27 protein-coding genes are annotated in these 26,741 nt (G+C 73.0%); 10 read left to right on the top strand and 17 right to left on the bottom strand.

The genetic code is table 11. From position 1 onward, the window contains the following. Positions 1 to 45: 45 nt before the first annotated feature. The 11 genes from OG444_RS25300 to OG444_RS25250 form a co-directional block, all read right to left on the bottom strand. The gene (locus OG444_RS25300) at positions 46 to 801 is read right to left on the bottom strand and encodes a spherulation-specific family 4 protein (protein WP_327264322.1); all 756 of its coding nucleotides are present in this window, start codon (positions 799 to 801) and stop codon (positions 46 to 48) included. Beyond that, positions 789 to 1,799: an NAD-dependent epimerase/dehydratase gene (locus OG444_RS25295; RefSeq protein WP_033218566.1), complete on the bottom strand. Its 1,011-nt coding sequence runs from the start codon at positions 1,797 to 1,799 to the stop codon at positions 789 to 791. Before OG444_RS25295 ends, OG444_RS25300 begins: the two co-directional genes overlap by 13 nt. A 135-nt stretch (positions 1,800 to 1,934) precedes the next feature. Further along, positions 1,935 to 2,885 carry a hypothetical protein gene (locus tag OG444_RS25290; RefSeq protein ID WP_327264321.1) on the bottom strand — a complete coding sequence of 317 codons (951 nt, stop codon included), beginning with the start codon at positions 2,883 to 2,885 and terminating at the stop codon, positions 1,935 to 1,937. Beyond that, on the bottom strand, positions 2,882 to 4,486 hold the full coding sequence (gene pelF / locus OG444_RS25285) for a GT4 family glycosyltransferase PelF (protein ID WP_327266924.1): 1,605 nt from the start codon (positions 4,484 to 4,486) through the stop codon (positions 2,882 to 2,884). Before pelF ends, OG444_RS25290 begins: the two co-directional genes overlap by 4 nt. A 221-nt stretch (positions 4,487 to 4,707) precedes the next feature. Beyond that, positions 4,708 to 6,375 carry an ABC transporter ATP-binding protein gene (locus tag OG444_RS25280; protein ID WP_327264320.1) on the bottom strand — a complete coding sequence of 556 codons (1,668 nt, stop codon included), beginning with the start codon at positions 6,373 to 6,375 and terminating at the stop codon, positions 4,708 to 4,710. Then, positions 6,372 to 7,364, bottom strand: a complete 993-nt coding sequence (locus tag OG444_RS25275) for an ABC transporter permease (protein ID WP_327264319.1) — start codon at positions 7,362 to 7,364, stop codon at positions 6,372 to 6,374. Before OG444_RS25275 ends, OG444_RS25280 begins: the two co-directional genes overlap by 4 nt. Then, complete coding sequence (locus OG444_RS25270; RefSeq protein ID WP_405790506.1) at positions 7,361 to 8,359, bottom strand: ABC transporter permease; 999 nt, start codon at positions 8,357 to 8,359, stop codon at positions 7,361 to 7,363. The genes OG444_RS25275 and OG444_RS25270 overlap by 4 nt, the downstream gene beginning before the upstream one ends. Beyond that, a complete protein-coding gene (locus tag OG444_RS25265) occupies positions 8,356 to 10,116 on the bottom strand; it encodes an ABC transporter substrate-binding protein (protein ID WP_327264318.1) in 1,761 nt (586 codons plus the stop codon). The genes OG444_RS25270 and OG444_RS25265 overlap by 4 nt, the downstream gene beginning before the upstream one ends. A gap of 172 nt (positions 10,117 to 10,288) precedes the next feature. After that, positions 10,289 to 10,384 carry an Ms4533A family Cys-rich leader peptide gene (locus tag OG444_RS25260; RefSeq protein WP_323185344.1) on the bottom strand — a complete coding sequence of 32 codons (96 nt, stop codon included), beginning with the start codon at positions 10,382 to 10,384 and terminating at the stop codon, positions 10,289 to 10,291. An 82-nt stretch (positions 10,385 to 10,466) separates the two neighbouring features. Further along, entirely contained in the window at positions 10,467 to 11,879 is a 1,413-nt protein-coding gene (locus OG444_RS25255) for a DUF3152 domain-containing protein (protein ID WP_327264317.1), read from the bottom strand. Positions 11,880 to 11,884: 5 nt separating this feature from the next. After that, positions 11,885 to 12,880, bottom strand: coding sequence for an alpha/beta fold hydrolase (locus tag OG444_RS25250; protein ID WP_327264316.1), 996 nt, complete (start codon positions 12,878 to 12,880; stop codon positions 11,885 to 11,887). Between the two features lie 133 nt (positions 12,881 to 13,013). Between OG444_RS25250 and OG444_RS25245 the strand changes: the two genes are divergently transcribed. The 4 genes from OG444_RS25245 to OG444_RS25230 all read left to right on the top strand — a co-directional run bounded on the left by OG444_RS25245 (position 13,014) and on the right by OG444_RS25230 (position 14,809). After that, entirely contained in the window at positions 13,014 to 13,229 is a 216-nt protein-coding gene (locus OG444_RS25245) for a hypothetical protein (protein WP_327264315.1), read from the top strand. A 172-nt stretch (positions 13,230 to 13,401) separates the two neighbouring features. After that, entirely contained in the window at positions 13,402 to 14,040 is a 639-nt protein-coding gene (locus OG444_RS25240) for a TetR/AcrR family transcriptional regulator (protein WP_202199848.1), read from the top strand. 129 nt (positions 14,041 to 14,169) lie between these two features. Then, on the top strand, positions 14,170 to 14,397 hold the full coding sequence (locus tag OG444_RS25235; RefSeq protein WP_326588154.1) for a DUF3107 domain-containing protein: 228 nt from the start codon (positions 14,170 to 14,172) through the stop codon (positions 14,395 to 14,397). A gap of 109 nt (positions 14,398 to 14,506) precedes the next feature. Continuing rightward, on the top strand, positions 14,507 to 14,809 hold the full coding sequence (locus tag OG444_RS25230) for a hypothetical protein (RefSeq protein WP_327264314.1): 303 nt from the start codon (positions 14,507 to 14,509) through the stop codon (positions 14,807 to 14,809). 113 nt (positions 14,810 to 14,922) lie between these two features. On the opposite strand, the gene OG444_RS25225 is transcribed toward OG444_RS25230, so the two are convergent. Next, entirely contained in the window at positions 14,923 to 15,681 is a 759-nt protein-coding gene (locus tag OG444_RS25225) for a ferritin-like fold-containing protein (RefSeq protein WP_327264313.1), read from the bottom strand. Between the two features lie 471 nt (positions 15,682 to 16,152). On the opposite strand from OG444_RS25225, the gene OG444_RS25220 reads away from it, so the two are divergent. The 3 genes from OG444_RS25220 (at position 16,153) to OG444_RS25210 (ending at position 19,314) form a co-directional block, all read left to right on the top strand. Next, positions 16,153 to 18,099, top strand: coding sequence for a DEAD/DEAH box helicase (locus OG444_RS25220; protein ID WP_327264312.1), 1,947 nt, complete (start codon positions 16,153 to 16,155; stop codon positions 18,097 to 18,099). Between the two features lie 107 nt (positions 18,100 to 18,206). Next, entirely contained in the window at positions 18,207 to 19,064 is an 858-nt protein-coding gene (locus OG444_RS25215; protein ID WP_327264311.1) for an alpha/beta fold hydrolase, read from the top strand. A 97-nt stretch (positions 19,065 to 19,161) separates the two neighbouring features. Next, a complete protein-coding gene (locus OG444_RS25210; RefSeq protein ID WP_167745535.1) occupies positions 19,162 to 19,314 on the top strand; it encodes a hypothetical protein in 153 nt (50 codons plus the stop codon). Positions 19,315 to 19,398: 84 nt separating this feature from the next. Here the strand turns inward: OG444_RS25210 and OG444_RS25205 are convergent, their stop codons facing one another. From OG444_RS25205 to OG444_RS25190, 4 genes are all read right to left on the bottom strand, one after another. Further along, entirely contained in the window at positions 19,399 to 20,004 is a 606-nt protein-coding gene (locus tag OG444_RS25205) for a MarC family protein (RefSeq protein WP_327264310.1), read from the bottom strand. Positions 20,005 to 20,079: 75 nt separating this feature from the next. Beyond that, on the bottom strand, positions 20,080 to 20,943 hold the full coding sequence (locus tag OG444_RS25200) for a PHP domain-containing protein (protein WP_327264309.1): 864 nt from the start codon (positions 20,941 to 20,943) through the stop codon (positions 20,080 to 20,082). Positions 20,944 to 21,005: 62 nt separating this feature from the next. Beyond that, positions 21,006 to 21,653 carry a DUF6758 family protein gene (locus OG444_RS25195; protein WP_327264308.1) on the bottom strand — a complete coding sequence of 216 codons (648 nt, stop codon included), beginning with the start codon at positions 21,651 to 21,653 and terminating at the stop codon, positions 21,006 to 21,008. A gap of 60 nt (positions 21,654 to 21,713) precedes the next feature. Beyond that, positions 21,714 to 22,298, bottom strand: a complete 585-nt coding sequence (locus OG444_RS25190; protein WP_327264307.1) for a suppressor of fused domain protein — start codon at positions 22,296 to 22,298, stop codon at positions 21,714 to 21,716. A 398-nt stretch (positions 22,299 to 22,696) separates the two neighbouring features. Here OG444_RS25190 and OG444_RS25185 point away from each other — a divergent pair, with 398 nt between their 5' ends. Together OG444_RS25185 and OG444_RS25180 are read left to right on the top strand one after the other, a co-directional pair. Further along, positions 22,697 to 23,812 carry a magnesium and cobalt transport protein CorA gene (locus OG444_RS25185; RefSeq protein ID WP_327264306.1) on the top strand — a complete coding sequence of 372 codons (1,116 nt, stop codon included), beginning with the start codon at positions 22,697 to 22,699 and terminating at the stop codon, positions 23,810 to 23,812. A gap of 76 nt (positions 23,813 to 23,888) precedes the next feature. Next, the gene (locus OG444_RS25180) at positions 23,889 to 24,401 is read left to right on the top strand and encodes a hypothetical protein (RefSeq protein WP_327264305.1); all 513 of its coding nucleotides are present in this window, start codon (positions 23,889 to 23,891) and stop codon (positions 24,399 to 24,401) included. Between the two features lie 86 nt (positions 24,402 to 24,487). Here OG444_RS25180 and OG444_RS25175 read toward each other — a convergent pair whose 3' ends face one another. Next, entirely contained in the window at positions 24,488 to 25,279 is a 792-nt protein-coding gene (locus OG444_RS25175) for a hypothetical protein (protein ID WP_327264304.1), read from the bottom strand. 187 nt (positions 25,280 to 25,466) lie between these two features. On the opposite strand from OG444_RS25175, the gene OG444_RS25170 reads away from it, so the two are divergent. Further along, positions 25,467 to 26,738: a magnesium transporter MgtE N-terminal domain-containing protein gene (locus tag OG444_RS25170; protein WP_327264303.1), complete on the top strand. Its 1,272-nt coding sequence runs from the start codon at positions 25,467 to 25,469 to the stop codon at positions 26,736 to 26,738. Positions 26,739 to 26,741 lie beyond the last annotated feature (3 nt).

The following is a 26,741-nucleotide window of genomic DNA, read 5'->3' as shown; positions in this document are numbered from 1 at the left end:
AGCAAACTGATGGTTGTTCTCCCAGTAACACTGCCATGGCCGTCTTCATTCCAAGACACCTGTCCCGATCCTTGAGACAATTTCGTCCCAGTACGCGGGCATGGACGCCCACGGGTCGCTGCCGCGCACCCCGGGCCGGTCCGTGAACCAGATCGTGCCCGCTCCCTGCCAGCGGGCGATCCGCATCGCCTCCTCCAGGTGCGTGCGCGGCACCCCGTGGACGAGGTGGCAGAACCGCTCCGCCGGATGGTCCGCCGTCCACTCCGCCACCTGCGACCAGCGGTAGTCGGCCCAGGCCCCGGAGAAGGTGACCAGCTGGTCGGCGGTCTCCGCATAGCCCTCGTACGGGTGCGTGCCGTGCCCGAGCACGATCCGCAGGTCCTCGCCGAGGCTCCGCAGGGTGTCCACGACCCGGCTCACCGAGGCCAGTTCGGCCTTGCCCGCCGGGGCCCCGGCGAGATAGAAGCCGCCGACGCCGTACCAGTCGCGGAAGCGGTGGGCGTCAGAGATCAGCTCCCCGAAGGACCTCGATCCGTCTCGCATCGCGAGATGCCCGAGGATCATGCCGCCCGCCCGGCGCAGCTTCGCGGCCGCCTCCGTGCAGTGCGGGTCGGGCCGCCCTCCCGGGCCGTCCTTGACGTTGAGCACGGCCCAGTGCAGCGGGGTGCCGGGGCGGGTCAGCTCGGCCCACTCGACGGGGGCGAGCAGCGGGTGCCCGTAGCCGGGGATGCCGAGGCCGAGACGGCCGGCCTCGGTCGCGGCGGCGGTCAGGGCACCCGGAGGGGTCGTCAGATACGGCACGCCGCCTCCATCCAGATGTCCGCGAGGGACTCCTCCAGGTTGATCCGGGGCCGCCAGCCGAGCCGGTCCCGGGCGGTACGGACGTCCGCCTGCTGCCAGGCCCCGCAGCCGTCCGGGTAGGGGTACGGCTGGGGCGCCGCGGCGGCCATCTGCTCCGCGGTGGCCTCGGAGCGGGGGGAGCCGATGGTGGCGAGTCCGGCCGGGCGGCCGGGGTGTCCGTGGGCCTGCTGGGGTCCGCCGTGCGGGACGTCCAGCTCGTGCAGGGCGCCTCCGTACCCGGCGACCCGGGCGAGGACCGCGGCCGCGTCGCGCAGCCGGACGGCACGGCCGGTGCCGATGTTGACCACGCCCTGGGCGGCGGACAGGGAGGCGGCGTGCACGGCCCGCGCCACGTCCCGTACGTCCACGAAGTCGCGCTGCACGCCGAGCCCGCTGAGCTTCAGCTCGCCGTCGCCCGCCTGCATCGCGCGGCGCATGGCCTCGGCGAGCCGGCCGAGCGGGGATCCGGCGGGGGTGCCGGGGCCGACGGGCGAGAAGATCCGCAGGACGACGGCGTCCAGTCCGGAGCCGAGGACCAGTTCGGTGGCGGCGAGCTTGCTCACCCCGTACGGCCCACCCGGTCTCGGCACGGCGTCCTCGGCCGTGGACGATCCGGGCTGGCTGGGCCCGTATTCGGCGGCGCAGCCGAGCTGCACCAGCCGGGCCCCGCAGCCGCTGCGGCGCAGCGATTCGCAGATCGTCGCGACGGCGACGGTGTTGTGCCGGGTCAGTTCACGGGCCCCGCCCCGGGTGGCTCCGGCGCAGTTGATGACGACGCCGGGGTGGACTGCGTCGAGGAAGCGGGTGAGCGCCCCGGGGCTGCCGGTGGCGAGGTCGAAGCGGACGTCGGCGTCGTCGCCGCGGCCGAGCGCGGTGAGCTGGACGGCGGGGTCGGCGAGCAGCCGGTCGGCGACGTAGCGGCCGAGGTATCCGTTGGCTCCGATCAGCAGCACCCTCATCGCGTGACCCCTTGGTTGGTTGGCTGGCCGGTCATGTCTGTTTCTCCTTGCGGACGGGTGGACGGACGGGTGGGGCGGGGTACGGGTAAAGCGCCTCGGCGTCGGCTCCGAAGGTCTGGGGACGTCCCGGGGACGTCAGGGCCTCGCATGCGCGGATGCGCGGGACAGGGCGAGGACGGCGTGTACGAGGAGTCCGGCCGCGGCGGCGAGGGCCGCCTCCGGGACGGGCACCAGGGCGAGGGCGAGGGCGGCGCCGAGCGGTGCGCGGTGCGCGCCGTGCCGCAGCAGGAGCCGGGTCAGGAACAGCAGCAGGGCGAGCGGCACGGCCACCGGCAGCGGTGTCCCGGCGAGTGCGGCGGCCCCGGCCGCTGCCCCGGTGAACACGGCGACGGCCGCCACCAGCAGCGGACGGGTCCGGTCGGCGAAGTCCTCCAGGGCGCGGCTCCCGTCGAGCCGGGCCCTGCCCCCGGCGGCGAAGGCGACGGCGGCCAGGTGCCCGGGGACGACGGCCAGCGCGAGGCCGACCGCGAGGGCGGTGCCGTGGCGGTACACGGCCCAGCCGGCGACGGCCGCGGCCAGCAGGTGCGCCGCGTAGGGGAACCGGCCCCCGGCGGCCCGCCCGGGCCACACCAGGGCGGCGGCGACGGCGGCCGCGGCGGCGGCCCCGGCCCACACCTGCCCGGCGGCGGCCGCGGAGCAGGCGAGGGCGGCGGGCAGCAGCGCGTAGCCGAAGCCGCGGAAGGCGGCGGGGCCGGCCGGGACCAGGGCGGGCGCGGCCGCGGAGACCTCCTCGTGGGGGCTGCGCGCATACAGCTCCTCGGCGAGGGAGAAGACGTCCCGGTGCCGGAAGCGGGCGGCGGTGCGGTCGGTGATGCCGTGGGCCTCCAGCCCGGCGGCGATCTCCAGCGGGTCCACGGCCCGCTCGCACAGGTCCCGGTGACGGTGCAGCAGGGCCTTGACGGGATCCCCGGCGGCCTTGCGCCGGGCGGCGGAGGGGCCGGTGCCCGCGGCAGGGTTCCGGGCCGGACCGGCGGCCGCGCTCTCCGGCGGCGCCGGGGCCGAGATCTCGGGGTCGACGGTGGTCATACGCTCGCCTCCGGGGCGGGAGCCCACGTCGGGCTGGTCCAGTGGCCGGGCACCCGGGCCTCCGGGGGCCGGGCGAAGGGGATCCCGCCGTCCGGCCGCGCGGAGCCCTTGGCCAGCAGCCGCAGGTAGATCTCCTGGAAGGCGGCCACGTTCTGCTCGACGGTGAAGAGCTCCAGGGCCCGGGCCCGGGCGGCGGCGCCGAGCCGCTGCGCCCGCTCGGGGTCCTGCAGCAGCGACAGGCAGGCCTCGGCGAGCGCCCGGGGATTGCGGGGCGGGACCACGAGGCCGGTGCCGCCGATGACCTCGCAGACCGCGCCGACGTCGGTGGAGACGGTGGCGCGCCCGCAGAGCATCGCCTCGGCGAGGGTGACCGGGAAGCCCTCGATCACGGAGGACAGCACGACGACGCGCCCGGCACCGTACGCCTCGGCCGTGGTGGGGGCGTCGGGTCCGCCGATCTCCTCGAAGGAGACCGGGTTCTCCCCCACGGTGACCGTGTCGGCGGCCTCGTCGGGGAACAACTGGGCCGCCAGGGAACGGCAGTCGGTCAGGTAGCCGGGGGCCACGGCGGTGGCGAAGATCCGCAGCCGGGTGCCGGGCGCGGCCCGGCGGACCTCGGCGAAGGCGTGCAGCAGCGCGATGAGGTCCTTGGCGGGCTCCACCCGGCCGACCCACACCAGCGTGTCGGGGTCCCCGCAGTCCGCGGCCTCCCCGACGGTGGCGAATCGGTCCGCCTCCATCCCGGGATAGACGGTCCGCAGCCGTTCCCGGGTGGCCCCGCACCGCTCCTGCCAGCGCCGGGCGTGCGCGTTCCCGGGGGTCAGGAAGTCGGCCCGGGCGTAGATCTCGGTGGCCAGCCGCAGGTGGAAGGCCGCGAGCAGGGCCCGTACGGCGGGGCGGGTCTCCGGCTCGCTCCGGGTGTCGAGCTGGGCCAGGTAGTGGGCCCGCAGCTGCACCCCGTACTCGGTGACCAGGAGCGGGACCCCGAAGAAGCGTTTGGCCAGGAGTCCGGGGAGCGCTGCCACCCCGCCCGCGGCCGCGTGGCAGATGTCGGCCTCGCCGAGGCCACCGGGCTCGGAGTTCTCCTCGTACCAGTCGAGGGACAACGGCCGCAGCATGACTTCCAGTTCGTCGACGAACTCCAGCAGGTCGGTCACCTGCGCCGTCCGTACGGTCCGTGCGGCGCCGGGCGCCCGGCAGGCGGACTCCAGGGCCCGCACGGCGGACTCGGAGCGCAGGGCCGCGTACATCCCGCCCTGTTCGCGGGCGAGTCCGGCGAGCCCGTACAGGCCGGCGGCGAAGGGCTCCGGCTCACCGGCGCAGATCCCGTGGACCAGCTCCTTGAAGCAGTCCACGAACCGGCGGCGTTCACGCCGGGAGTAGCTGCGCCCGTCGTCGGCGGGGGCCCACAGGGGGGCCGTCCGGACCCGGACGGCGTTCTCGGGCAGTGGCACCCGGGTGCGCTCCTGCTCGGCGCTGCGGCTCAGTGCGTAGATCTCGAACTCGTGCTGCGGGAGCCCGCGCACGAGCCGGTCGCACCACAGCCTCGCCTCTCCCGTCGCATACGGATAACCACCTTCCGTGAGCAGTCCGATCCGCACGAGTGGCACCCCCGATCTCCCGTTCAGGCGGTCGCCGTTCGGTCAGGCGACCCGCCGCGGGAGAACTCAAGCGGATATGCCGAAGGCGCGACGGACGGTTGTCCGTCGCGCCACCGGAAGGGGTGAAGAGTCGTAACTTTCCCGTACGGTTCGCGTTCGAGCACGCTAGAAGTACAGCCTCGGAACGGGGCCGGACCGCAGCGGGCCCACCGGTAGCCCGGCTACGCGAAGACCTCCTGCCGCGTCCTGCGGCGATCGGCGGCCCGCCCGGGATCCAGGGCCGGTACGGCGGCCAGCAGCTGCCGGGTGTAGGCGTGGGCCGGGCGGTCGTAGACCTGGTCGACCGGGCCTTCCTCGACGATCTCGCCGGCCCGCATGACGGCCACCCGGTCGCTGACCTGCCGGACCACCGCCAGGTCGTGCGCGATGAAGACCAGGGCGATGCCGAGCTCCCGCTGGAGCTCCGCGAGCAGGGCGGTGACCTGCGCCTGGGTGGTCACGTCGAGGGCGGAGACCGGCTCGTCGCAGACGATCAGCCGGGGCCGCGGCGCCAGCGCCCGTGCGATGCCCACCCGCTGGCGCTGGCCGCCGCTGAACTCGTGCGGGTAGCGGTCGTAGTGCTCGGCCTCCAGCCCGACGCGCAGCAGCAGCTCCTCCACCCGGGCCCGTACGGCCGCCTCGTTCCGTTCCCCGGCGGCGCGCAACGGGTCGGCGATGGACTCGCCGATGGAGCGGCGCGGGTTGAGGGAGGACACGGGGTCCTGGAACACCATTTGCACACCGCTCGCGACGCCGGTGACCTCGGCGCCGTCGCGGCGCAGCTGCCCGGAGCCGGGCTCCAGGAGGCCGACGAGCATCCTCCCGAGCGTGCTCTTGCCGGAGCCGCTCTCGCCGACGATCCCCAGCGTCTCCCCGGCGTGCACGGCGAGGGACACCCCGGCGACGGCTGTGACCCTGCGCCGCCCCCGCCCGAACTCCCGTCGCAACGCGAAGGCCTCGACAACGGGCGCCCCTTCCCCGGCCGGCGGCACCTCCGGCCCCGTCGGCGTTCGAGGCTCGGGGTCCGGGGCGGATCCCCGGGAACGGCGCGGCCCGTCCAGCCTCGGCACCGCCGCCAGCAGGGCCCGCGTGTACGCCTCCACCGGTGCGGCCAGGACGGAAGCCACCGCCCCCCGCTCGACGGCGCCGCCACCCCGCATGACCAGCACCTCGTCCACGCTCTCCGCCGCCACCCCCACGTCATGGGTGACCAGCAGCAGCCCGAGCCCGCGCTCCTCGCGCAGCCCGTGCAGCAGGTCGAGTATCTGGGCCTGGACGGTGACGTCCAGTGCGGTGGTCGGCTCGTCGGCGATCAGCAGCCGCGGCTCGCAGGCCAGCGCCATGGCGATGAGGGCCCGTTGCCGCATGCCGCCGCTGAACTCGTGCGGCCTGGCGCGGGAGCGGCGTACCGCGTCCGGGATGCCCACCCGGTCGAGCACCTCGACGGCCCGGGCCCGGGCGGCCCGCCGGGAGACGTCCGCGTGGATCCGGTGGACCTCGGCGATCTGGTCGCCGATGGCGTAGTACGGGTCCAGGGCGCTCAGCGGGTCCTGGAAGACCATGGCGGCGGTCCCGCCGCGCAGCCGGCGCAGTTCGGCCGCCGACGCGGTGGCCACGTCGGTGCCGCCCACCCGGACGGTTCCGCCGAGGCGGGCGCCCGTACCGCGGTGCAGTCCGAGCAGGGCGGTGGCCACGGTGGACTTGCCGCTGCCGGACTCGCCCACGATGCCCAGGGCCCGGCCGGCCTCCAGGGTGAAGGAGACCCCGTCCACGGCCCGTACGTGCTCCCCCGCCCCGCCGACCGGGAATTCGACGACGAGGTCGGTGACCTCCACCAGCGAGTGCGTCATGCGAGGGTCACCCTTCGGTCCGCGGCGGCGTACAGCAGGTCGGCGATCGCGCCCGCGAGGACCACGGCCGTGCCGATCGTGAGGACGACGCCCACCACGACGGGCAGGTCCACGACGCGCACCCCGTCGATGAGGGTCTTGCCGAGGCCGGGGATCCCGAACAGCGACTCCGTCAGCACGGCGCCGCCGATCATCGTGCCGAAGTCCACGGCGCTGAGCGCGATCACGGGGGCCACGGCGCCGCGCACCGCGTGCCGGGTGACGACGGCCCGCTCCCCCACCCCGTAGGCGCGGAAGGTGCGGATGTGGTCCTCGGCGAGCGTCTCCAGGGTCGAACTGCGGGTGAGACGGGCGTACTTGGCGCTCTCGAAGAAGCCGAGGGTGACCCAGGGCAGGAGCAGGTTCCAGGCCCACTGCTCGGGGTCCTCGCTCAGCGGCACGTACGTCGGGAAGGGCAGCCACTGGAGGTGGGCGCAGACGGTCATGAGCAGCAGCAGCCCCAGGATGAAGACGGGGGTGCCGGTCCCGGCGAGCGTGAGGACGGTCAGCGCCCGTTCGGTGATGCCGCCGCGGCGCAGCGCGGACAGCAGCCCGGTGCCGACGCCGACGACCAGCCAGATCACCAGCGCGCCCAGCGCCAGCGACAATGTGGCGGGCAGTCGGTCCAGGATCAGCTCGGTGACCTGCTGGTCGTTCTGGTACGAGAATCCCAGGCAGGGCGCGTCGCAGTGCAGGACGAGCCCGGCTCCGCCGGAGTGGTCGCGGCCGGCCAGCAGCCCCTGGAGGAAGTGCAGGTACTGGGTGGGGGCGGAATCGTTCAGCCCGAGCTGTTCGCGGACCTGGGCGATCTGCGCCGGGTTGCAGCGCTCCCCGCAGGCGAGGCGGGCGGGGTCGCCGGGGGCGAGGTAGAAGAGGGCGTAGACGATGACGGACAGGGTGAGCAGCACGAGGAGTGCGCCGCCGGTCCGTTTGAGTACGAAGAGGGTCACGCCCTGCGCTCCTTGTCGGTGCCGACCCGCAGGCGGGAGCCTTCGCGCGGGTCGAGGGCCGTGCGGACGGCGTCGCCGAGCACGGTGAAGGCGAGAACGGTGACGAACAGCAGCCCGGCGGGGAGCAGGACGTAGGCCGGGTCGGCGCGGAACCAGGTCTGTGCGCCGGCGAGCATCTGCCCCCAGGAGGGCGTGGGCGGCTTCACGCCGACGCCGAGGAAGGACAGCGAGGCCTCGGCGACGATGGCGGTGGGCACCTTGATCGCGGCGTAGGTGATGACGGGCGCGGCCAGCGAGGGCAGCAGCTCGCGGCGGGCGACGGCCACCGGTCCCCTGCCCGAGAGGCGGGCGGCGTCGACGAAGTCGAGGCCGCGCAGGGCGAGGGCCTGGGCGCGCACCATCCGGGCGGTGCCGCCCCAGTCGAGCAGTCCGATGACGAGGATCAGCAGCAGCGGCCGCGGGAAGTCGGGCGGGACGACCGCGGTGAGGGCGATACCGATCACCAGCATCGGCAGCGCGATCATCACGTCGGTGAACCGGCCGATGAGCTGGCCCGCGAGGCGGCCGCCGAGCGCGGCGGCGAGTCCGACGCCCACGCCGACGAGCGTCTGGACGACGACGGCCCCGAGGGCGACGAGCAGCGAGATGCGGGCGCCGTGAAGAAGCCGGGTCAGCAGGTCGCGGCCGGTGCCCGGTTCCACGCCGAGCCAGTGGTCGGCGGAGATCCCGCCGAAGGAGCCGAGCGGGACCCCGCCGCGCGCGGAGTCGACGAGGTCGTCGTGGTAGGTGTTCGGGTCCTGGCCGGTGAGCTGCGCGAGCAGCGGCGCGGCGAGGGCGAGGAGGACGAGCAGGGCGAGCACCCCGGCGGCCACGAGGGCCGCCGGCCGGCGGCGCACGCGCCGCCAGACCTGGCGCGCGGTGCCCGCGCCCGGGGCGATCGCCCCGGACGCGGGCACCGGCAGGTCGGGTGCCGGCTGCTTCAGGGCGACGCTCACTTGACGGAGACCTGCGAGACGTCGAGGACGCCGGTCCAGTCGCTGATGACGACGTTCTTGACGTCCTTGCCGACGAGTCGCTTGTAGACCGGGTGGAAGAGCGGCACGGCCAGGGCCTGCTCGCCGATCTTCTTGTCGAGTGCTCCCCAGCGCTTGCCGGCGGCCGCGAGGTCGGTCAGCTTGGCGATCTCGTCGATCTCGGCGTTCACGGCCGGGTCGTTGAGCTGCGCGTGGTTGTAGTTGGAGCCGTTGGTCACGATCTGCCGGCCGTCGAAGATCGGCGCGAGGAAGGGGGCGCCGGAGGGCCAGTCGGCGCCCCAGCGGGAGAGGAAGAAGCCGGGGGTGTTCTTGACGTCCCAGCGCTTCTCGTTGAAGGCGTTGTTCTCCAGGCCCTCCAGCTTGACGGTGATCCCGGCGGCGGCGAGCGCCTGCTGCACGGCGGTGGCGACCTCGGGGCTGGTCTGGCGGTTCTGCGCGGTGGAGTGGGTCAGGGTGACGGTGACGCCGTCGGGGAAGCCCGCCTCCGCCAGCAGCTGCTTGGCCTTGGCCGGGTCGCCGGTCTTCCCCGCCGGGAAGTGGTCGTAGGGGGTGAAGCCGAAGGCCTCGCGCTCGGGCAGGAAGGTGGTGGCCGGTTCGGCCAGCGCGGATCCTCCGGCGGCGTTGACGACGCTGGTGCGGTTGATGGCGTAGGAGATGGCCTGGCGCACCTTCGGATTGTCGAAGGGGGCCACCTTCGGGTTGAAGGCCAGGTAGTTGACGTAGCCGAAGTGGCCGGTGCCGACGCGTCCGGCGAGCTCGTTCTTGTCGGCGGAGTCGCCGATCCGGGCGAGCTCGGCCGGGCCGAGGTTGGTGTCGGTGGTGACGGCGGCGGCGTCGGGACCGGAGCTGGTGGTCAGTCTCTGGTTGATGACGGCCGCGTCCAGGCCGGAGCGGACGTCGATCCTGTCCGGGTAGGCCTTGCGCTCCTCGTCGGTCTTCTCGTCCCAGTGCTCGTTGCGCTCCAGGGTGAGGTGCTCGCCGTCGTTGTCGTTCTTGACGACCTTGTACGGGCCGGAGGAGACGGGGTGTTCCTCGTACGTGACCCCGGTGTCCTTGGCCCTGGGGACGGGTGCGAACTGCGTCTGCGTGGCGACGAAGGGGAATTCGCCCTCGGGCTTGCGGAGTTTGAAGACGATCGTCTTCGCGTCGGGTACGAGGATCGAGTCGAGGCCCTTGCCGCCGTCCTTGTAGGGGCCCTCGTAGCTCTCCCCGCCGACCAGCCAGTCCCGCAGGTACGGGGCTCCGCCCGACAGCTCGGCGGCGAAGGACCGTTCGATGCCGTACTTGATGTCGGCGGTGGTGATCGGGGAGCCGTCCTCGTACTTCAGCCCGTCCTTGAGCGTGTACGTCCACTCGGTGGCGTCGGCGTTGGGCTTTCCGGTGTCGGTGGCCAGGTCGGGCACGACCTTGGTGCCGGCCGGGCCGTCCTCGCGGTTGCGGGTGGTCAGGGTGCGGAAGACCAGCGAGGGAACGTTTCCGCCGCCCGAGGTGTAGAGCCGGGCCGGGTCGAAGTCGCTCTGCGGCTCGGAGTTGAGGACGCTCAGGGTGCCGCCCTTCTGCGGCGCACCCCCGGCGGCGCCCGGCTTGGCGCCCGAACCGGCCTTGTCCGCACCGTCCTTGGGCCCGCAGGCCGCGGCGCCCCCGGCCAGGACGAGGCTGACGGTGACGGCGGCCACGCGGCGCGCTGTGAGATGACGGGCAGGTCCGGCGGAAGACATGGGTGTGTTGACCTCTCGGCGTGAAGGAAGGGCGGAAGGGCCACGCGAGGGGCAGCGGTCGACGACGGTGCCGGATCCGGCACCGGAGCATGAGAAAGCCGCGCCTGCGGGCGTACGTACACCCGGGCGCGGCGAAGGAACTCGAAAAGGGTCGCGGCGCTTGCGGGCAGGCTCAGCGACAGAGGATGTCGGCCACGCTGTGCGCGGTCACACCAAGCAGCGCCAGCTCAATGGCGGCGCTCGCGGTCATGGTGTGGTGGTGCGACATGCGGAGAACGATTGCCGATGATCGGACGGATTGTCAACGCGGGTCCCCGCCCGGCCGGCGGGCGGGGACCCGGCCGCGCTGGTCAACTACCGGGGTGCACCCACGGGTTGGCCTTGCACTGGACTCCGTTGATGTCGAGGGACTTGGTCTGCTGCTGCATGATCGGCGCGAGCGCGCCCGGCGTGCGGCAGTTCACGTGCCCGTGTCCGAGCCGGTGGCCGACCTCGTGGTTGATGAGCATCTGCCGGTAGGCGAACATCTGGTCCGGTCCGTACGTCGCGGAGCCCTGCGCCCACCGGAACGCGTTGATCATCACGCGCTCGGTCGAGGCGGAGTCGCAGGAGACGTTGTCGACGGTGGTGTCCAGGTCGGACTTGGCGCACCAGACCCCGGTGGTCCCGGGACTGGCCAGGGTGATCACGAAATCGGCCTCGCCGCCCGGTACCCGCTCGAAGGTCATGGCACCCCCGTGGGCCCAGCTGCGCGGGTCGTTGAGGGTGCGGTGGACGGCCTCGGCGAAGAGCTGCGGGTCCAGGCCCAGGCCCTGCTCGGTGTCGACCCGGTAGCGCACCAGCTTGCCCTTGCCGGGGGCCTTGGCCACACCGGGCACGGTGTCGAAGGTCCCGGGACCGGCGAGCTTCGCGTCGATCGGCAGCTGCTCCGCCATCTTCTGCTCGTACGTCAGCTCCGGCGGCGGCGCGACGGCGGACGGCGCCGCGGGCCCGGCCGGCACGGCGGCCTGCGGCGGCGTCGGACGGTCGTCCGAGCGGGAGGCGGCCTCGCCGGTACGGCTGTCGCCGGAGGCGGGCTGCGCGCCGATCCGGGCGCCGTCGCCCTCGGTGATGACCTGGCCCGCGACGACCACGGCGAGGACGGTGGTGACGGCCGCGGCGGCCATGCCGGTGTACGTACGGACCTTCGAGCCGCGGCTGGAGCCGGGCGCCTCCTCGTCGGCGCCGGCGGACCCCGAGGGACCGTCCGGCCCGGCCGGTCCTTCGGGAAGGACGGGACCTACTGGACCGACGGGATCGACGGGCTTGCGCGGCCCGGGCACGCGGCGGTGGGACCCGGTGGACGTGACGGGGTCGGGGCCGGCCGTCGGCACGGGGCCGGAGGCGTACGGCGGTGTCGGGCCGACCTGCGGGAACCCCACCGCGGGGGTGCCGTAGGCCGGGGTGCCGGAGTCCAGGAAGTCGGCGGGCGGCCCGCCGGCGTTGGCGCCGTAGGGGCGCCGCACCCCGTGCCAGTCCCCGTACACGGCGTCGGGGCCGGTCCCCCAGGCGCCGCCGGACTCGTACTGCTGGGGGTGCCCCCCGGTCCGCGCGTCGGCGAAGGACCGGTCCTGTGCCGACGCGTACCCGTCGTGGGTGACGGTCGGTTCGGGCCAGTAGGCGGCGGGCGGTTCCTCGTACGGCAGCGGCTCGGGCTCCGGCTGCGGCCGCGCGGGGGCCGGAGCGGGCGCCGGAGCGGAGGCCTTGCGACTATGTCGTCCCACGGTCCTCAGCCTCTGCCGTCTTCGGTATATCGGTCACTCTCGCCCGTCCCGGTGTCGCTCAACAGCTCCCGGAAGGCGGCGGCAACCACCTCGGGGTACTCCATCATCGCCACGTGTCCGGCCTCGGGCAGACACAGCAGCCGCGAACCCCGGTACGCCGAGGCCGCCTTGTGCGCCAAGCGGTACGAGACCAATTGGTCCCGGCCACCGTAGACCAGGAGGGAGGGTGCGAGAACCCGCTGCGCCTGCCGCCACAGTCCGTGCTGGCCGCCGAGGGTATAGGCATCGACGATGCCGCGCGAGGACCGGGTCATCGCGTCCCAGAAGTACGGCAGGGCCATCCGCCGCTCCATCTCCTCGACGGCGTTGCGGAATCCCTCGGGCGTCACCCGGGAGGGGTCTCCGTAGCAGAGGGCCGTCACCCCCCGGGTGCGCTGCTCGGCGCTGAGCCCCTGCGTCATCCGGCTGAAGAGTGCGGCCACCCCGGGCACGGCGAGCAGCGCGGTCGGCACGGCCGACCTCTGCACGCGCAGTTCGGGCAGGGCGGGCGAGACCAGGGTCAGGGTGCGTACGAGGTCGGGCCGGACGGCCGCGACGCGGGTGGAGACGGCGCCGCCGAGGGAGTTCCCGAAGAGGTGGACCGGGCCGCGGTCCGCGGCGTCGAGGTGCCGGATGACGGCGCGTGCGAAGGCCGTGACGGAGTAGTTGCGGTCGGCGGGCGGCGGGGACCAGCCGAAGCCCGGCAGGTCCAGGGCCTCGCCGTCGACGGTGCCGGCCAGCTGCTCCATGAGGGCCGACCAGTTCTGGGAGGAACCGCCGAGTCCGTGCACGAAAAGCGCGGGCGCAAGGCCCGTGCGCAGGGGTGGGCGGTCCCGGACGGCCAGCTCCAGCCCGGGCAGCGCGACGGTGCGCAGCTGCTCCCCTTCGGCCAGCCGAACGGCTCCCACCTGGGAGGACGGCTCGGCGGTGGAGCGTACGCCAGGCAGCTCGGTCGAAGACATGCGGGCAATGTTACGAGACGATCACGCTCCTCCTCTTGTGTTCGCCGTCACAGACACGGGCCGGATCCCTATAGCGGTGCATCCGCGATCCTCCTAGGCTCGTAAGTGAGCACAAGGAAGCGAGGGGAGCGGCATGACTGTCGACCCTGCGGAGCCGGACACCTTCCGGGAGCAGTTTCCGGAATCCCTCGATCCTGAGGCGCCCGAGGCGGATGTGGCGGAGCAGCTGGCCGATCTCCGGCCGGACGAGGACGACCCGATCACCGATCGCACGGCGGGCGAGGCCACGGACGGCGATGCCGTCGAGCAGGCGCGGGTGGTCCCGCTGGACGAGGACGACTACCGCTGACCCGCAGCCGGCCGACCGCCGGTCAAACCGCTGATCAAACCGCTGACCAGCGCCTCCGGGCCGTCCGTACCGCGAGAAAAGTCGGCTTGAACCCTCCAGATTCGGTTACCGAAAAGTACGATGGCGGCGCGGCGCAGAGCGCACTGTGTTCTTAGAGAAAGTGGGAGGCGGCGTGACAGCCATCGAGCAGACCGAGGCAGCGCGTCCGCGGGGCACGCGACTGCCGCGCCGAGCCCGGCGCAACCAGCTGCTGGGCGCGGCCCAGGAAGTCTTCGTCGCGCAGGGGTACCACGCTGCGGCGATGGACGACATCGCCGAGCGGGCCGGCGTGAGCAAGCCGGTGCTCTACCAGCACTTCCCGGGCAAGCTGGACCTTTACCTGGCGCTGCTGGACCAGCACTGCGAGGCCCTGCTGCTCGCCGTGCGCACCGCCCTCGCGTCGACGACCGACAACAAGCTGCGCGTGGCGGCCACGATGGACGCCTACTTCGCGTACGTGGAGGAGGAGGGCGGCGCCTTCCGGCTGGTCTTCGAGTCGGACCTCACGAACGAGCCGGCGGTGCGCGAGCGCGTCGACCGCGTCTCGCTCCAGTGCGCCGAGGCCATCTCCGACGTGATCGCCGAGGACACCGGCCTGTCCAAGGACGAGTCGATGCTGCTGGCCGTGGGCCTGGGCGGGGTCTCGCAGGTCGTGGCCCGCTACTGGCTCTCCAGCGAGAGCCCGGTCGCCCGCGAGACTGCGGTCGGCCTGCTGACCTCGCTGGCCTGGCGCGGTATCGCGGGCTTCCCGCTGCACGGCACGGAGGCCTGAGGGGCCGTTACGGCCCGTGTTCGCTGCGAGCGTGTCCGCTCTGCGCGGTCCGCGTCCCCTCACCGGGCTAATGTGGACCGCGTACGGCGCGGCTGATCGCGCGAACCGGATCGTCGGAGGGACATAGCCGTGGAGGTCAAGATCGGCGTGCAGCACGCACCCCGGGAGATCGTGCTGGAGAGCGACCTGAGCGCCGAGGAGCTGGAGCGCATCGTCACCGCCGCGCTGTCCGGCACCGCGCCGCTGCTGAGCCTCACCGACAACAAGGGCCGCAAGGTCCTGGTGCCGTCCGACCGCCTGTCGTATGTCGACCTGGGCGAGCCGAGCGTGCGCAAGGTGGGCTTCGGCGCGCTCTGAGAACTGTGCTGAACGGCCCGGTGGTTGATCCCACCGGGCCGTTTCTGTTTCTTCCGCTTCGGGTAGGACCGCAGTGACCCGGTTTGCCCTGACGTATGGGAGAGACCACATGCTGCTGTTGGAAGTGCTCGGCTCCGCGCTCCTGGGCCTCGCCCTGTCCGCGACAGCCGCCCGAGTGCTCGCACGCCGGTTGCCTTCCCGCAGAGTGGTGCTGGTCAGCGGGGTGCTGGGGGCGCTGTTCGGGGCGTATCTCACGCACTTCGCGCTCGGCCCCGGGCACAACACCCTGACCGCGACCCTCATCGGCGGCCTGCTGGTGTCGGCGGTGGTCCTGTCCTTGCTGCTCCGTCCGGCCGCAGGGCCCCGCAGGCCGTCCCACAGGACTCCGTTTTCGCTCCCGTCGCGGGGGTGACCCCTGACTGCGCCCCCTGCAGGCCGCTGCAGGGCTCGCAAGCCCCTGAACCGCGTACGTCGGCCCCGGCGCGCACACGGCGCGCCGGGGCCGACGTACGGAAGCGGTCCGGGTCAGGCCGCGAGGCCGAGGGCCGCCATGCGCTTGGTGTGCGCCTTGGTGATCCGGGTGAACATCTCGCCGACGGCCGCCAGGTCGAAGCCGGCCGCCATCCCGTCGACGCCGCCGACCAGCATGGTCGAGAGCGCGTCACGCTCGGCGACCACGCGCTGGGCCTGCGAGAGGGCCTCGCCCATCAGCCGGCGGGCCCACAGCGCGAGCCGGCCGCCGCAGCGCGGGTCCGCCTCGATCGCGGCGCGCACCTTCTCCACGGCGAAGTTGCCGTGGCCGGTGTCGTCGAGCACGCCGAGCACGAGCGCCCGGGTGTCGTTGTCCAGGTGGGAGGCGACCTCACGGTAGAAGTCACTGGCGATGGAGTCGCCGACGTAGGCCTTGACCAGGCCCTCCAGCCAGTCCGACGGAGCGGTCTGGCGGTGGAAGTCGTCGACGCCCTTCGCGAAGGGCTCCATGGCGGCGGTGGGCTCGACCTCGATCGCCGCGAGCCGGTCCCGCAGCCGCTCGAAGTGGTGGAACTCGGCGGAGGCCATCGCGGCGAGCTCGGCCTTGTCGTCCAGGGTGGGCGCGAGCTTCGCGTCCTCCGCGAGGCGCTCGAAGGCCGCGAGCTCTCCGTACGCGAGCGCGCCGAGCAGGTCCACGACGGCGGCGCGGTACTGCGGCGAGGCAGAGGCGGCGGCCCAGTCCTGGGAGGCGATACCCACCGCTGCGGCGGGGGCGCTGTCGTCGGCGGGCGAGGCGTTTTCTACGGTCGACATGCTCCGCACAATAGCCCGCCGAATGGCCCTCCAAGTCACCACGCCGGAACCTTGCCTGTCCAGCTAAACGCACCTACCCGGTGAATTCACCCGACACAGCTGCGCGATTCCGAGGTACAGTGGTAATGCGCCTGCCGAATACTCGGCGGGCCATCCGAATGAGGATGCCCGGTCGGTGGCCCGATCGGCTCCAACCGACCGCCCTCGGTGCGGTGCGTACGTTCATGCGTACCGCCTCCCACGAGGGGCCCCCTCAGCGGCAGATGCGCTTGAGCGAAGGCTAGTGGTCCCGCGCAGCTTCGTACGTAGCAGTACTGCAAGCACGGCACGGTACGACCCCCCTCGCCGCCTCGCGCCGCGTCTCACAGAAGAGGCAGCACCCTGACTACGTTCCGAGACCTCGGGATCTTTCCCGAGACGGCCGAAGCCCTCGAGGCCGTCGGCATTGTGTCCCCCTTCCCGATCCAGGAGATGACCCTCCCCGTCGCCCTTTCCGGCACGGACGTCATCGGCCAGGCCAAGACCGGTACCGGCAAGACGCTCGGTTTCGGCCTTCCCCTGCTGGAGCGGGTCGTCGTCCCGGCGGACGTCGAGGCCGGCCGCGCCACCCCCGCGCAGCTGACCGACGCCCCGCAGGCCCTCGTGGTGGTTCCGACCCGCGAGCTGTGCACCCAGGTCACCAACGACCTCCTGACCGCGGGCAAGGTCCGCAACGTCCGCGTCCTCGCCATATACGGCGGTCGCGCGTACGAGCCCCAGGTCGAGGCGCTCAAGAAGGGCGTCGACGTGATCGTCGGCACCCCGGGCCGCCTGCTCGACCTGGCCGGCCAGAAGAAGCTCGACCTCTCGCAGGTCAAGGCGCTCGTCCTGGACGAGGCCGACGAGATGCTCGACCTGGGCTTCCTGCCCGACGTCGAGAAGATCATGGCCTACCTGCCCGCGAAGCGTCAGACGATGCTGTTCTCGGCGACCATGCCGGGTGCGGTCATCGGCCTGGCCCGCCGGTACATGACGCAGCCGACCCACATCCGCGCCGTCTCCGAGGACGGCGAGGGCGCGACCGTCGCCAACATCGCGCAGCACGTCTTCCGTGCGCACAACATGGACAAGCCGGAGCTCGTCTCCCGCATCCTGCAGGCGGAGGGCCGTGGCCTCGCCATGATCTTCTGCCGCACCAAGCGCACGGCGGCCGACATCGCCGAGCAGCTGGAGAAGCGCGGCTTCGCCTCGGGCGCCGTCCACGGCGACCTGGGCCAGGGCGCGCGCGAGCAGGCCCTGCGCGCGTTCCGCAACGGCAAGGTCGACGTGCTGGTGTGCACCGACGTCGCCGCGCGCGGTATCGATGTCGAGGGTGTGACCCACGTCATCAATTACCAGACGCCGGAGGACGAGAAGACCTTCCTGCACCGCGTGGGCCGCACCGGCCGCGCGGGCAACAAGGGCATCGCCGTCACCCTGGTCGACTGGGACGACATCCCTCGCTGGCAGCTGATCAACAAGGCGCTGGAGCTGGACTTCCACGACCCGGTCGAGACGTACTCCACGTCGCCGCACCTGTTCGAGCAGCTGAACATCCCGGCCGGCACCAAGGGCATCCTGCCGCGCGCCGAACGCACGCGGGCCGGCCTGAAGGCCGAGAACCTCGAGGACCTGGGCGAGACCGGCGGCCGCGGTGGCCGTGGCGGCCGCTCCGGTCCGGCGGCCGCAGCCGTGGTGACCGAGGAGCGTCCCGCCCGTACCCGTACGCCGCGCCAGCGCCGCCGTACGCGGGGCGGTTCGGAGCTCGCCGAGGGCGCCGAGGCCACCGCCGCGGTGACCCCGGTCCAGGCTCCCGAGGCCTCCGCTGCCCCGGCCGCCGAGGAGACGCGCCGTCCGCGCCGCCGCCGCACCCGTGCGGCCGTCGTGCCGGTCCAGGCCCCCGTGGCCGCGCCGGTCGTCGAGGCTCCGGCCCCCGTGGCCGCCCCGGTGACCCCGGTCGTCGAGGAGGCTCCGGTCCGGCCGAAGCGCGTCCGTACCCGCAAGGTCGTGGAGACCGCCCCGGAGCCGGACTTCCAGATGCCGCCGCTGGTCGAGCCCGTGCGGGCGACCCGTCGCCCCCGCAAGGCCGCGCCGGCCCCGGCCGTCGCGGTGACCCCGGCCGTCGCGGTGACCCCGGTCGCCGAGGCCGTCGCGGTCGTCGAGGAGGCTCCGGTCAAGCCGAAGCGCACCCGCACCCGCAAGGTCGCGGAGGCCGCCCCGGTCGCCACCGAGGCCGTCGCCGTGGCCGAGGAGGCCCCGGTCAAGCCGAAGCGCACCCGCACCCGCAAGGTCGCGGAGGCCGCCCCGGTCGCCACCGAGGCCGTCGCCGTGGCCGAGGAGGCCCCGGTCAAGCCGAAGCGCACCCGCACCCGCAAGGTCGCGGCCGCGCCCGAGGCGTAGGCCTCACGCAGTACCGCGGCCGATGGCCCCGATCCCCTTCCGAGGGGGCCGGGGCCATCGGTCTGCCCGGGCCGCGCCGGCCGCGTACGGGCCGGTAACCTCGGGCCATGAGCAAGCCGCCGCGCCTCACCCTGCCCTCCGCCGCCCGCGCGTACCTCCTCGCCACCGACCGCGGCCCCTTCGCCGTGCACGAAGCCGGTGAGCCCGTCCGTGGCACCGCCCTGCTGGTTCCCGGCTTCACGGGGAGCAAGGAGGACTTCATCGGCCTCCTGGAGCCGCTGGCCGCCGCCGGGTACCGGGTCGTCGCCGTGGACGGCCGCGGCCAGTACGAGACCCCGGGCCCGCGCGAGGAGGCCCCGTACGCCCTGGAGGAGCTGGCGCAGGACGTCCTCGCGCAGGTCCGGGCGCTGGGCGGGAACCGCGTGCACCTCGTCGGCCACTCGCTCGGCGGGCTGATCTCGCGCGCCGCCGTGCTGCGCGACGCCTCGCCCTTCGCCTCGCTCACCCTGATGAGCAGCGGGCCCGCCGCGATCTCCGAGGAGCAGCAGGCCCGGACGAAGCTGCTGGTGGCCGCGCTGGAGGCGATGGGCGACGACATGCCCGGGATCTGGGCGGCGATGCGCGCCCACGATCCCGAGGACGCGGCCGCGGACTCCCCCGAGCTCGCGCACTTCCTGCGGGAGCGGTGGCTGGCCACCGTCCCCGAGCAGCTGATCGTCACCGGCCGGACGCTGATCTGTGAGCCGGACCGGGTGGCGGAGCTGAGCCGCGTGGACCTGCCGAAGCTGGTCCTTTCGGGGGCCGTGGACCAGGCCTGGCCGGTGCCGCTGCTGGACGGGACGGCCCGGCGCCTGGGTGCGCGGCGGGTGATCGTGCCGGGGACGGATCACTCCCCGAACGCCGAGGATCCGGGCACGACGGCGCGAGAGCTGGCCTCGTTCTGGGGCTCCTGCGAACGTGTGTAGTTAGACAGTGAAAAAATTTCCTTAGCGTAGGGAATGATTGCGGCCTACACTTCGTTGACCCAGTGCAAGGAGAAACACTGACGAAGGGAGAAGCCCCATGCGCTTCGAGATTCTGCGCCTGGACGACGTCGACGGGTCCGCCGTGGACAGCACCGTCGTCGACGCGGCCTCCGTCAACCGGATCGTGCAGCAGGCCGCAGCCGTCGGCCAGCGCATTCTGATCCGACCGGCCGAGAGTGCGTCCTGCTGACGCATCGCACCAAACGTTCACGCCCCCGCACCGAGATCGGTGCGGGGGCGTTCGTGTGCGCGGTCGCGCCGGCGCGGCGGGGTGTCAGGCGCCCTGGACGACCTGGAGCACGCCGTTGATGATCTGCTGGACGGCGATCGCCGAGAGCATCATGCCGGCGAGCCGGGTGACGAGGACGACGCCGCCGTCCTTGATGACCCGGATGATCACCAGCGAGTAGCGCATGGTGATCCACAGCACGACGTGCATGGCCACGATCGCGGCCCAGACCGAGACCTGCCCGGCGGCGCCGTCCGCCTTCTGCACGGCCAGGATGACGGAGACGATCGCACCGGGACCGGCCAGCAGCGGCATGCCCAGCGGGACCAGGGCGACGTTCACGTCCTTGGTCTGCTTCGGCTCGTCGTTCTTGCCGGTGAGCAGGTCCAGCGCGATGAGCAGGAGCAGCAGACCACCGGCGATCATCAGCGCCGGAACGGAGACGTGCAGGTAGTCCAGGATCTGCTGGCCGCAGATGCCGAAGACCGCGATGACGCCGAAGGCCACGCAGACGGCCTGCCAGGCCATGCGGCGCTGCACCTTGACGGGGCGGCCGGAGGTCAGACCGAGGAAGATCGGCGTGATCCCCGGAGGGTCCATAATCACAAAAAGCGTGAGAAAAAGGGATCCGAAGACGGCGAAATCAAACACAGTGATGCCTTGCAGGAGAGAGGGGTGTCGCGAAGAGAAGAAGGTGGGACGGGTGGAGCGGGCCGGATCCGGCCGTCAGCGCTCGCGTCCGCCCGCGCCCGGCACCGGGAAGGCCCCGGTCGCGCGGCGCGTGATCTCGCCGTAGATCTCGGGGTCGGTCGTGTACTCACCGAGCCGGCAGGTCTTGCGGCTGCCGTGGTAGTCGCTGGACCCGGTGGTCAGCAGGCCGAGGCCCGCGGCCAGGCCGCGCAGCCGCGTGCGGGTGACGGCGTCGTGGTCCATGTGGTCCACCTCGATGCCGTCCAGGCCGGCGGAGGCCAGTTCGGCTATCGCGGACTCGGAGACGCACTGGCCGCGCTTGACGGCGGCGGGGTGCGCGAGGACGGTGACCCCGCCCGCCGCCTTGACCAGGCGTACGGCCTCGAAGGGGTCGAGCTCGTGCTTCTCGGCGTACGCGCGGCCGCCGTCGGCGAGCCAGTCGGGCGTGAAGGCGTCCGAGACGGTGGGGACGACGCCCAGCTCGACGAGGGCGGTGGCGATGTGCGGCCGCCCGACCGAGCCGTCGCCGGCGATCCGGGCCACCTGCTCCCAGGTGACGCCGACGCCCAGGTCCTGGAGCTTGCCGACCATGGCGCGGGCGCGCGGGACGCGGTCGTCGCGGACGAGCTCGCGCTCACGGGCGAACTCGGGCTCCTCGGCGTCGAAGAGGTACGCGAGCATGTGCACGCCGATCCCGCCGAGGCGGCAGGACAGTTCGGCGCCGGTCACGAGGGTCAGTCCGGCGGGAAGGGCCGAGACGGCCTCGCCGTGGCCGCGCACGGTGTCGTGATCGGTCAGCGCCACCACGTCCAGGCCGGCGCCCGCGGCATTGCGCATCAGCTCGGCGGGGGTGTCCGTACCGTCGGAGGCCGAGGAGTGGGCGTGCAGGTCGATGCGCACAGCCTGGCTCCATGGGTCGTACGAACGGGTGACGGTCCAGGATAACCGGGCTCAGGGCCCGCTCAGGCAGGGCCGCCCAGGATACGGGGGCTCAGGGCCCCGCACGGAAGGAGCTCGACCTCGGCCCCCGCGTCGCGCAGGTCGGTGAGGACGAGCTCGTCGTACATCAGGAGGCCGGACTGCTCCGGCCAGACGATCGCCCAGAGCCACAGGCCCCGCGCCTCTCCGGCGAAGACGGCCCGGTCGTCCGGGCCGCCGCCCACGTGCCACAGCGGTGTCGGCCGGCCGGCCGCGACCACCTTGACGTGCGGCGGCGCCGACACGTTGATGGAGGAGCCGGGGTCGAGGCCGTCGATGCCCGCGTACCGCGCGCCCAGGCCGACGCCCAGTTCCTCCGCGATCAGGAGCAACTCCCCGATGCCGCCCAGCGGGCCGGGGCCCGAACAGGCCACCGCGGTCGCCCGGCCGCCGCTGCGGTCGTCACCGGCGGACGCGGCCCCCGTGAACAGCCACCCCACCGGCAGCGGCCACGGCATCCACACCGGCACCCGCGCCCGGTGCGCCACCACGCTCAGGCCCTCGACGCTCGGCGGGATCACGGGTTGCAGGGGGTGGACAGCGCCGTGCAGCGCGCACTGCCAGGAGTCGGAGAAGAGTCCGGGCGCCCTGACCCGGCCACCGCACTTCGGGCAACTTGGTTCACCCCTCATAAGAAGCCACGCTCCTCCCCGCCCGGCCGCCAGTCAAGGCACGCTCACCCGTCCGGGCTGTCAGTCCAGTGCGACAGCACTGCGCAAAGGGTCCCGCAGGTCCGTTCCGCGCGCGAGCCAGCGCTCCTGGAGGGCGCCCGCTCCGTGCACGCGCTTCCAGGCCGCCTCGTTCGCCGTCATCGGCAGCAGGGGGAGGAACTGGACCGGATCCATGGGCTCGTCCAGCTCCAGGTCCTCGACCAGACCGCCCGGTTCCGCCACGAGGACGGAGCTGAAGGGGGCCCCGTCCCAGAGCGGCGCGCCCACGTCCAGCGAGGCCCCGGGAGCCACGATCAGCCCCTCGACCTGGGGGGACGCTGCCAGCACCGCGAGCGGCCGCAGGAGTTTGTCGGTGGCCGCCAGCCCTCCTCGTACGGTCAGCACCAGCTCCGCGCGCGGGCCCCGTACGGGGTCGGCGACCACGGCGGTCGGATCGGTCATCGGGTGCGCGGACATCCCGAGGGTCGCGTACCGCACGAGGTCGCCCTCGGCGAAACGGAGTACCTCGATGCGGTCGGTGCCCAGGAAGGTGACGGCGGCGCGCGCGTCGGGTTCACCGAACGCCGTCCGCAGCCGGGCCTCCACGAGGGCCAGAATTTCTGCCATGGAGCGAGCATAGAACTCGTATCAGCCGGGTAAAGGGCGGGTCTTGACCATCCGTCGGCTGATAGTGTTGACAGCTGTTCGGGGCCGCACGCAGAAGCGGTGTCTCAGCGCCCCGGCAACAGGACGTCCCTCACGGGGGACCGGCCGGAGGAGGTGGGGCTGCGGTGGACCGAAGTCGATCGTGCAGTACCAATCGCTCTTCCACTTCTGTGACGGGCGCATCCCGCCCCCTTTGATCTGCTCGATCACCTGATCCGCCGATCAGTAGAAGAGCGACGGCAGAACGTTGTCCTCCCGTCCTGTTCCCTCCCCCCTGCCCGGGCCTGCCCGCCCGCCCGCCCGCGGTGGAGGGTCTCCCACCCGTACGGTCCGCGGCCGTGCGCGCGAAGGAGCCTGCCATGTCGATGCTGCCCTACCTGCGTGCGGCCGTACGCCCGTCCCTGCGCAGGGCCACCCCCGTACAGCCCGGATACGACACGACCCGCGACCCGTCGGCGAGCAGCGCGGTGGTCGACTGCGCCGTGTACCGGGACGGGAGGCGAATGCTGGGTCCGGCGTGTCTGACGCCCCGTGAGGCGATCCGCCGGGTCCGCGAGGACGGCGGGTTCGCCTGGATCGGCCTGCACGAGCCCACGGAGGCCGAGTTCGCGGGGATCGCCGCCACCTTCGGGCTGCACCCACTGGCCGTGGAGGACGCGGTGCACGCGCACCAGCGGCCGAAGCTGGAGCGCTACGACGACACCCTCTTCACCGTCTTCAAGACGATCCACTACGTCGACCACGCCGAACTGACCGCCACCAGCGAGGTGGTGGAGACCGGCGAGGTGATGTGCTTCACCGGCCCCGACTTCGTCATCACCGTCCGGCACGGCGGACAGGGCTCCCTCAAGGGGCTGCGCCACCGCCTCCAGGACGACCCGGACCTCCTCGCCAAGGGCCCCTCGGCGGTCCTGCACTCCCTCGCCGACCACGTCGTCGACGGCTACATCGCGGTGGCGGCGGCGGTGCAGGACGACATCGACGAGGTGGAGAGCGAGGTCTTCGCGGCCCCCGCCAAGGGCAGTGCGCGCGGCGGCGACGCGGGCCGGATCTACCAGCTCAAGCGCGAGGTGCTGGAGTTCAAGCGGGCGGTCTCGCCGCTGCTGCGTCCGATGGAGCTGCTGAGCGAGCGGCCGATGCGGCTGGTGGACCCGGACATCCAGAAGTACTTCCGGGACGTGGCCGACCACCTGGCGCGGGTGCACGAGCAGGTGGTGGGCTTCGACGAACTGCTGAACTCGATCCTCCAGGCCAACCTCGCGCAGGCGACGGTCGCCCAGAACGAGGACATGCGCAAGATCACCTCCTGGGCGGCCATCATCGCCGTGCCGACGATGATCTGCGGCGTGTACGGGATGAACTTCGACCACATGCCCGAGCTCCGGTGGGAGTACGGCTACCCCATGGTGATGGCCACGATCTTCGGTGCCTGCTTCACCATCCACCGGGCGCTGCGCCGCCACGGCTGGCTCTGAGCGGGGCCGACGGCGGGGTGTCCCGGGGGCCGGGACGCCCGCTCGCGCGCGGGGAGCGACCCCCTACCCTGTCGGCATGACTCTCAGCACGCTCGACCTGGCCCTCGTCGAGGAGGCCACCAAGAAGTCCGGCCTGATCTGGGTGCGCGGCGGCGGGGCCGACCGCGCCCTGTGGCACGCCTGGGTGGACGGCGCGGCCCATGTGCTGGGCGACGGGCCCGGCGAGCAGCCGTTCCCGGGCCTGGCGGACGGGGCGAGCGCCGAGGTGACCGTGCGGAGCAAGGACAAGGGCGGCCGGCTCGTGGCCTGGACGGCGACGGTACGGGAGCTCCCGCCGCGCGGCGAGGAGTGGGCCGCGGCCGTCGCCGAGCTCAAGGGCAAGCGGCTGAACGCGCCCGACTCGGGGGACATGACCGAGCGGTGGGCGCGCGAGTGCCGGCTGCTGCGGCTGGAGCCGGAGTCGGTCCGGGCGCAGCTGCCGGACGGCTCGCTGGCCGCGGTGCCGCTGCCGTCTCCGGCGACGACCCGCCGGGCCGTTCCGGCAGGCCTGCCGAAGCTGCTGCTCAAGCGCAAGAAGGCCGCCCGCTAGGTCCTGTCGTCAGGGCGTCTTGGCGGCGCCGGAACCCGCGAGCCGGAGTGATCGGCACGACACCCGCTGATCCGCCGATCGCAGCCCTACGGCTTCGTGGGGTTCGAGCCCTGGCCGGAGCCCTTGGAGGGGGCCGGGGCCGGCTCGCCGCTCTGGTCCTTGGTCGTCGGCAGCTGGGACCCGTAGTCGACGGTCTGGTCCTGCGCGGGCGCCTCCAGCGGGAACGTCTTGCCCCACTCGGCGAGTTCCACCCGGCCGGCGCCGCCCGCCCGCTCCATCATCAACGGGTACGGGGTCCCCTCCAGCGAGACCGAGAGCTTGCCGCCCTTGCCCTCGTTCGCCGTGACCTGGACCGCGCGGGTGTGCCCGACCTTGGTGTACGAGCCCTTGGCGAGCTTGCCCTCCAGGCCGAGGAGCCCGTCCAGCAGGACGTCCATGTCGGTGAAGCCGCGGAACTGCTTGTAGGAGGGGTCGCCCTCGGGCACCTTCACGTACTTGTCGCCGAGCTTGCCGGCCGAGTCGGACTGGCCCCAGAACGCCGCGCTCGCCTTCAGGTACAGCTGCTCCCCCACGCGCAGCAGCTGGAAGGTGTCGTCCTTCGACTTCACCTCGCCGGAGCCGCCGTCGGCCTTCAGCCGCATGTCGAGCGTGAAGGACTTGCCGCCGCTCACCAGCGTGCCGGACAGGTGCACCGAGTCGGCCTCGGTCGCGGCGGCCTTCGCCTTCGCCTCGATCTTGTCCGCGGTGAGCTTGCCGACGCCGTTCGTGCCCTCGTCGGGGTCGTCCCCGCAGCCCGTACCGGTGACGGCGAGGCCCGCGCACAGCACACCGATGAACGCGGCCCGGCGCAGCCGCGCGGCAGGGAAGTAGGCGGTCACGGGCGGGGGCCTCTCGTCGGTCGTCTGCGAGCAGCAGGCAGCGTACCCGTCCGTACGTCGCGCCCCGCGACCGCGCCCCGGTGTTCACGGGCCCCCGGGCGGACCGCCCCACCAGGACGCTTTCCTGCGGCACGGGCTAGCCTGAGGGGCGGCACGACTCTTGATCGACGCACTAGGAGGCGCTCGGATGGCTGCAGGCGCCCCGCGGATCTTCGTCTCGCATCTGTCGGGTGTGCCCGTGTTCGATCCCAACGGCGACCAGGTCGGCCGGGTCCGCGACCTCGTGGCGATGCTCCGGGTCGGCGGCCGCCCGCCGCGGCTGCTGGGCCTGGTGGTCGAGGTCGTCAGCCGGCGGCGGATCTTCCTGCCGATGACCCGGGTCACCGGTGTGGAGTCCGGGCAGGTCATCACCACCGGTGTCGTCAACATGCGGCGGTTCGAGCAGCGCCCGACCGAACGCCTGGTCCTGGGCGAGCTGCTGGACCGGCGGGTGACCCTGGTCTCGAGCGGCGAGGAGGTCACCGTCCTGGACGTGGCCATCCAGCAGCTGCCGGCCCGCCGGGACTGGGAGATCGACCGGATTTTCGTACGGAAGGGCAAGTCGGGGGCGCTGCGCCGACGCGGTGAGGCCCTGACCGTGGAGTGGTCGGCGGTGACGGGCTTCTCGCTGGAGGAGCACGGCCAGGGCGCCGAGAACCTGGTCGCCACCTTCGAGCAGATGCGCCCGGCCGACGTGGCGAACGTGCTGCACCACCTGACGCCGAAGCGGCGCGCCGAGGTGGCCAACGCCCTCGACGACGACCGGCTCGCGGACGTGCTGGAGGAGCTGCCCGAGGACGAGCAGGTGGAGATCCTCGGCAAGCTGAAGGAGGAGCGCGCCGCCGACGTCCTGGAGGCGATGGACCCGGACGACGCGGCCGACCTGCTGTCCGAGCTGCCGGAGGACGACAAGGAGCGGCTGCTGACCCTGATGCAGCCGGACGACGCGGCCGATGTGCGCCGCCTGCTGTCCTACGAGGAGAACACCGCCGGCGGTCTGATGACCACCGAGCCGATCGTGCTGCGGCCGGACGCGACGGTAGCGGACGCGCTGGCCCGCGTACGGCAGGCGGACCTGTCGCCGGCGCTGGCGGCGCAGGTGTACGTGTGCCGGCCGCCGGACGAGACGCCGACGGGCAAGTACCTGGGCACGGTGCACTTCCAGCGGCTGCTGCGGGATCCGCCGTTCACGCTGGTCAGCTCGATCGTGGACACGGACCTGCCGCCGCTGCGGCCGAACGCCTCGCTGCCCGCTGTGACCACGCACCTCGCCGCCTACAACATGGTGGCGGTGCCGGTGGTCGACGAGAGCGGTTCACTGCTGGGCGCGGTGACGGTGGACGACGTGCTGGACCACCTGCTGCCGGACGACTGGCGGGAGACGGACTTCCATTCCGAGGAGGCCATCGGTGGCCGCTGAGCG

This window comes from Streptomyces sp. NBC_01232, assembly GCF_035989885.1.
Classification (GTDB): Bacteria; Actinomycetota; Actinomycetes; order Streptomycetales; family Streptomycetaceae; genus Streptomyces.
This window is presented reverse-complemented; position numbering and strand designations above follow the sequence as displayed.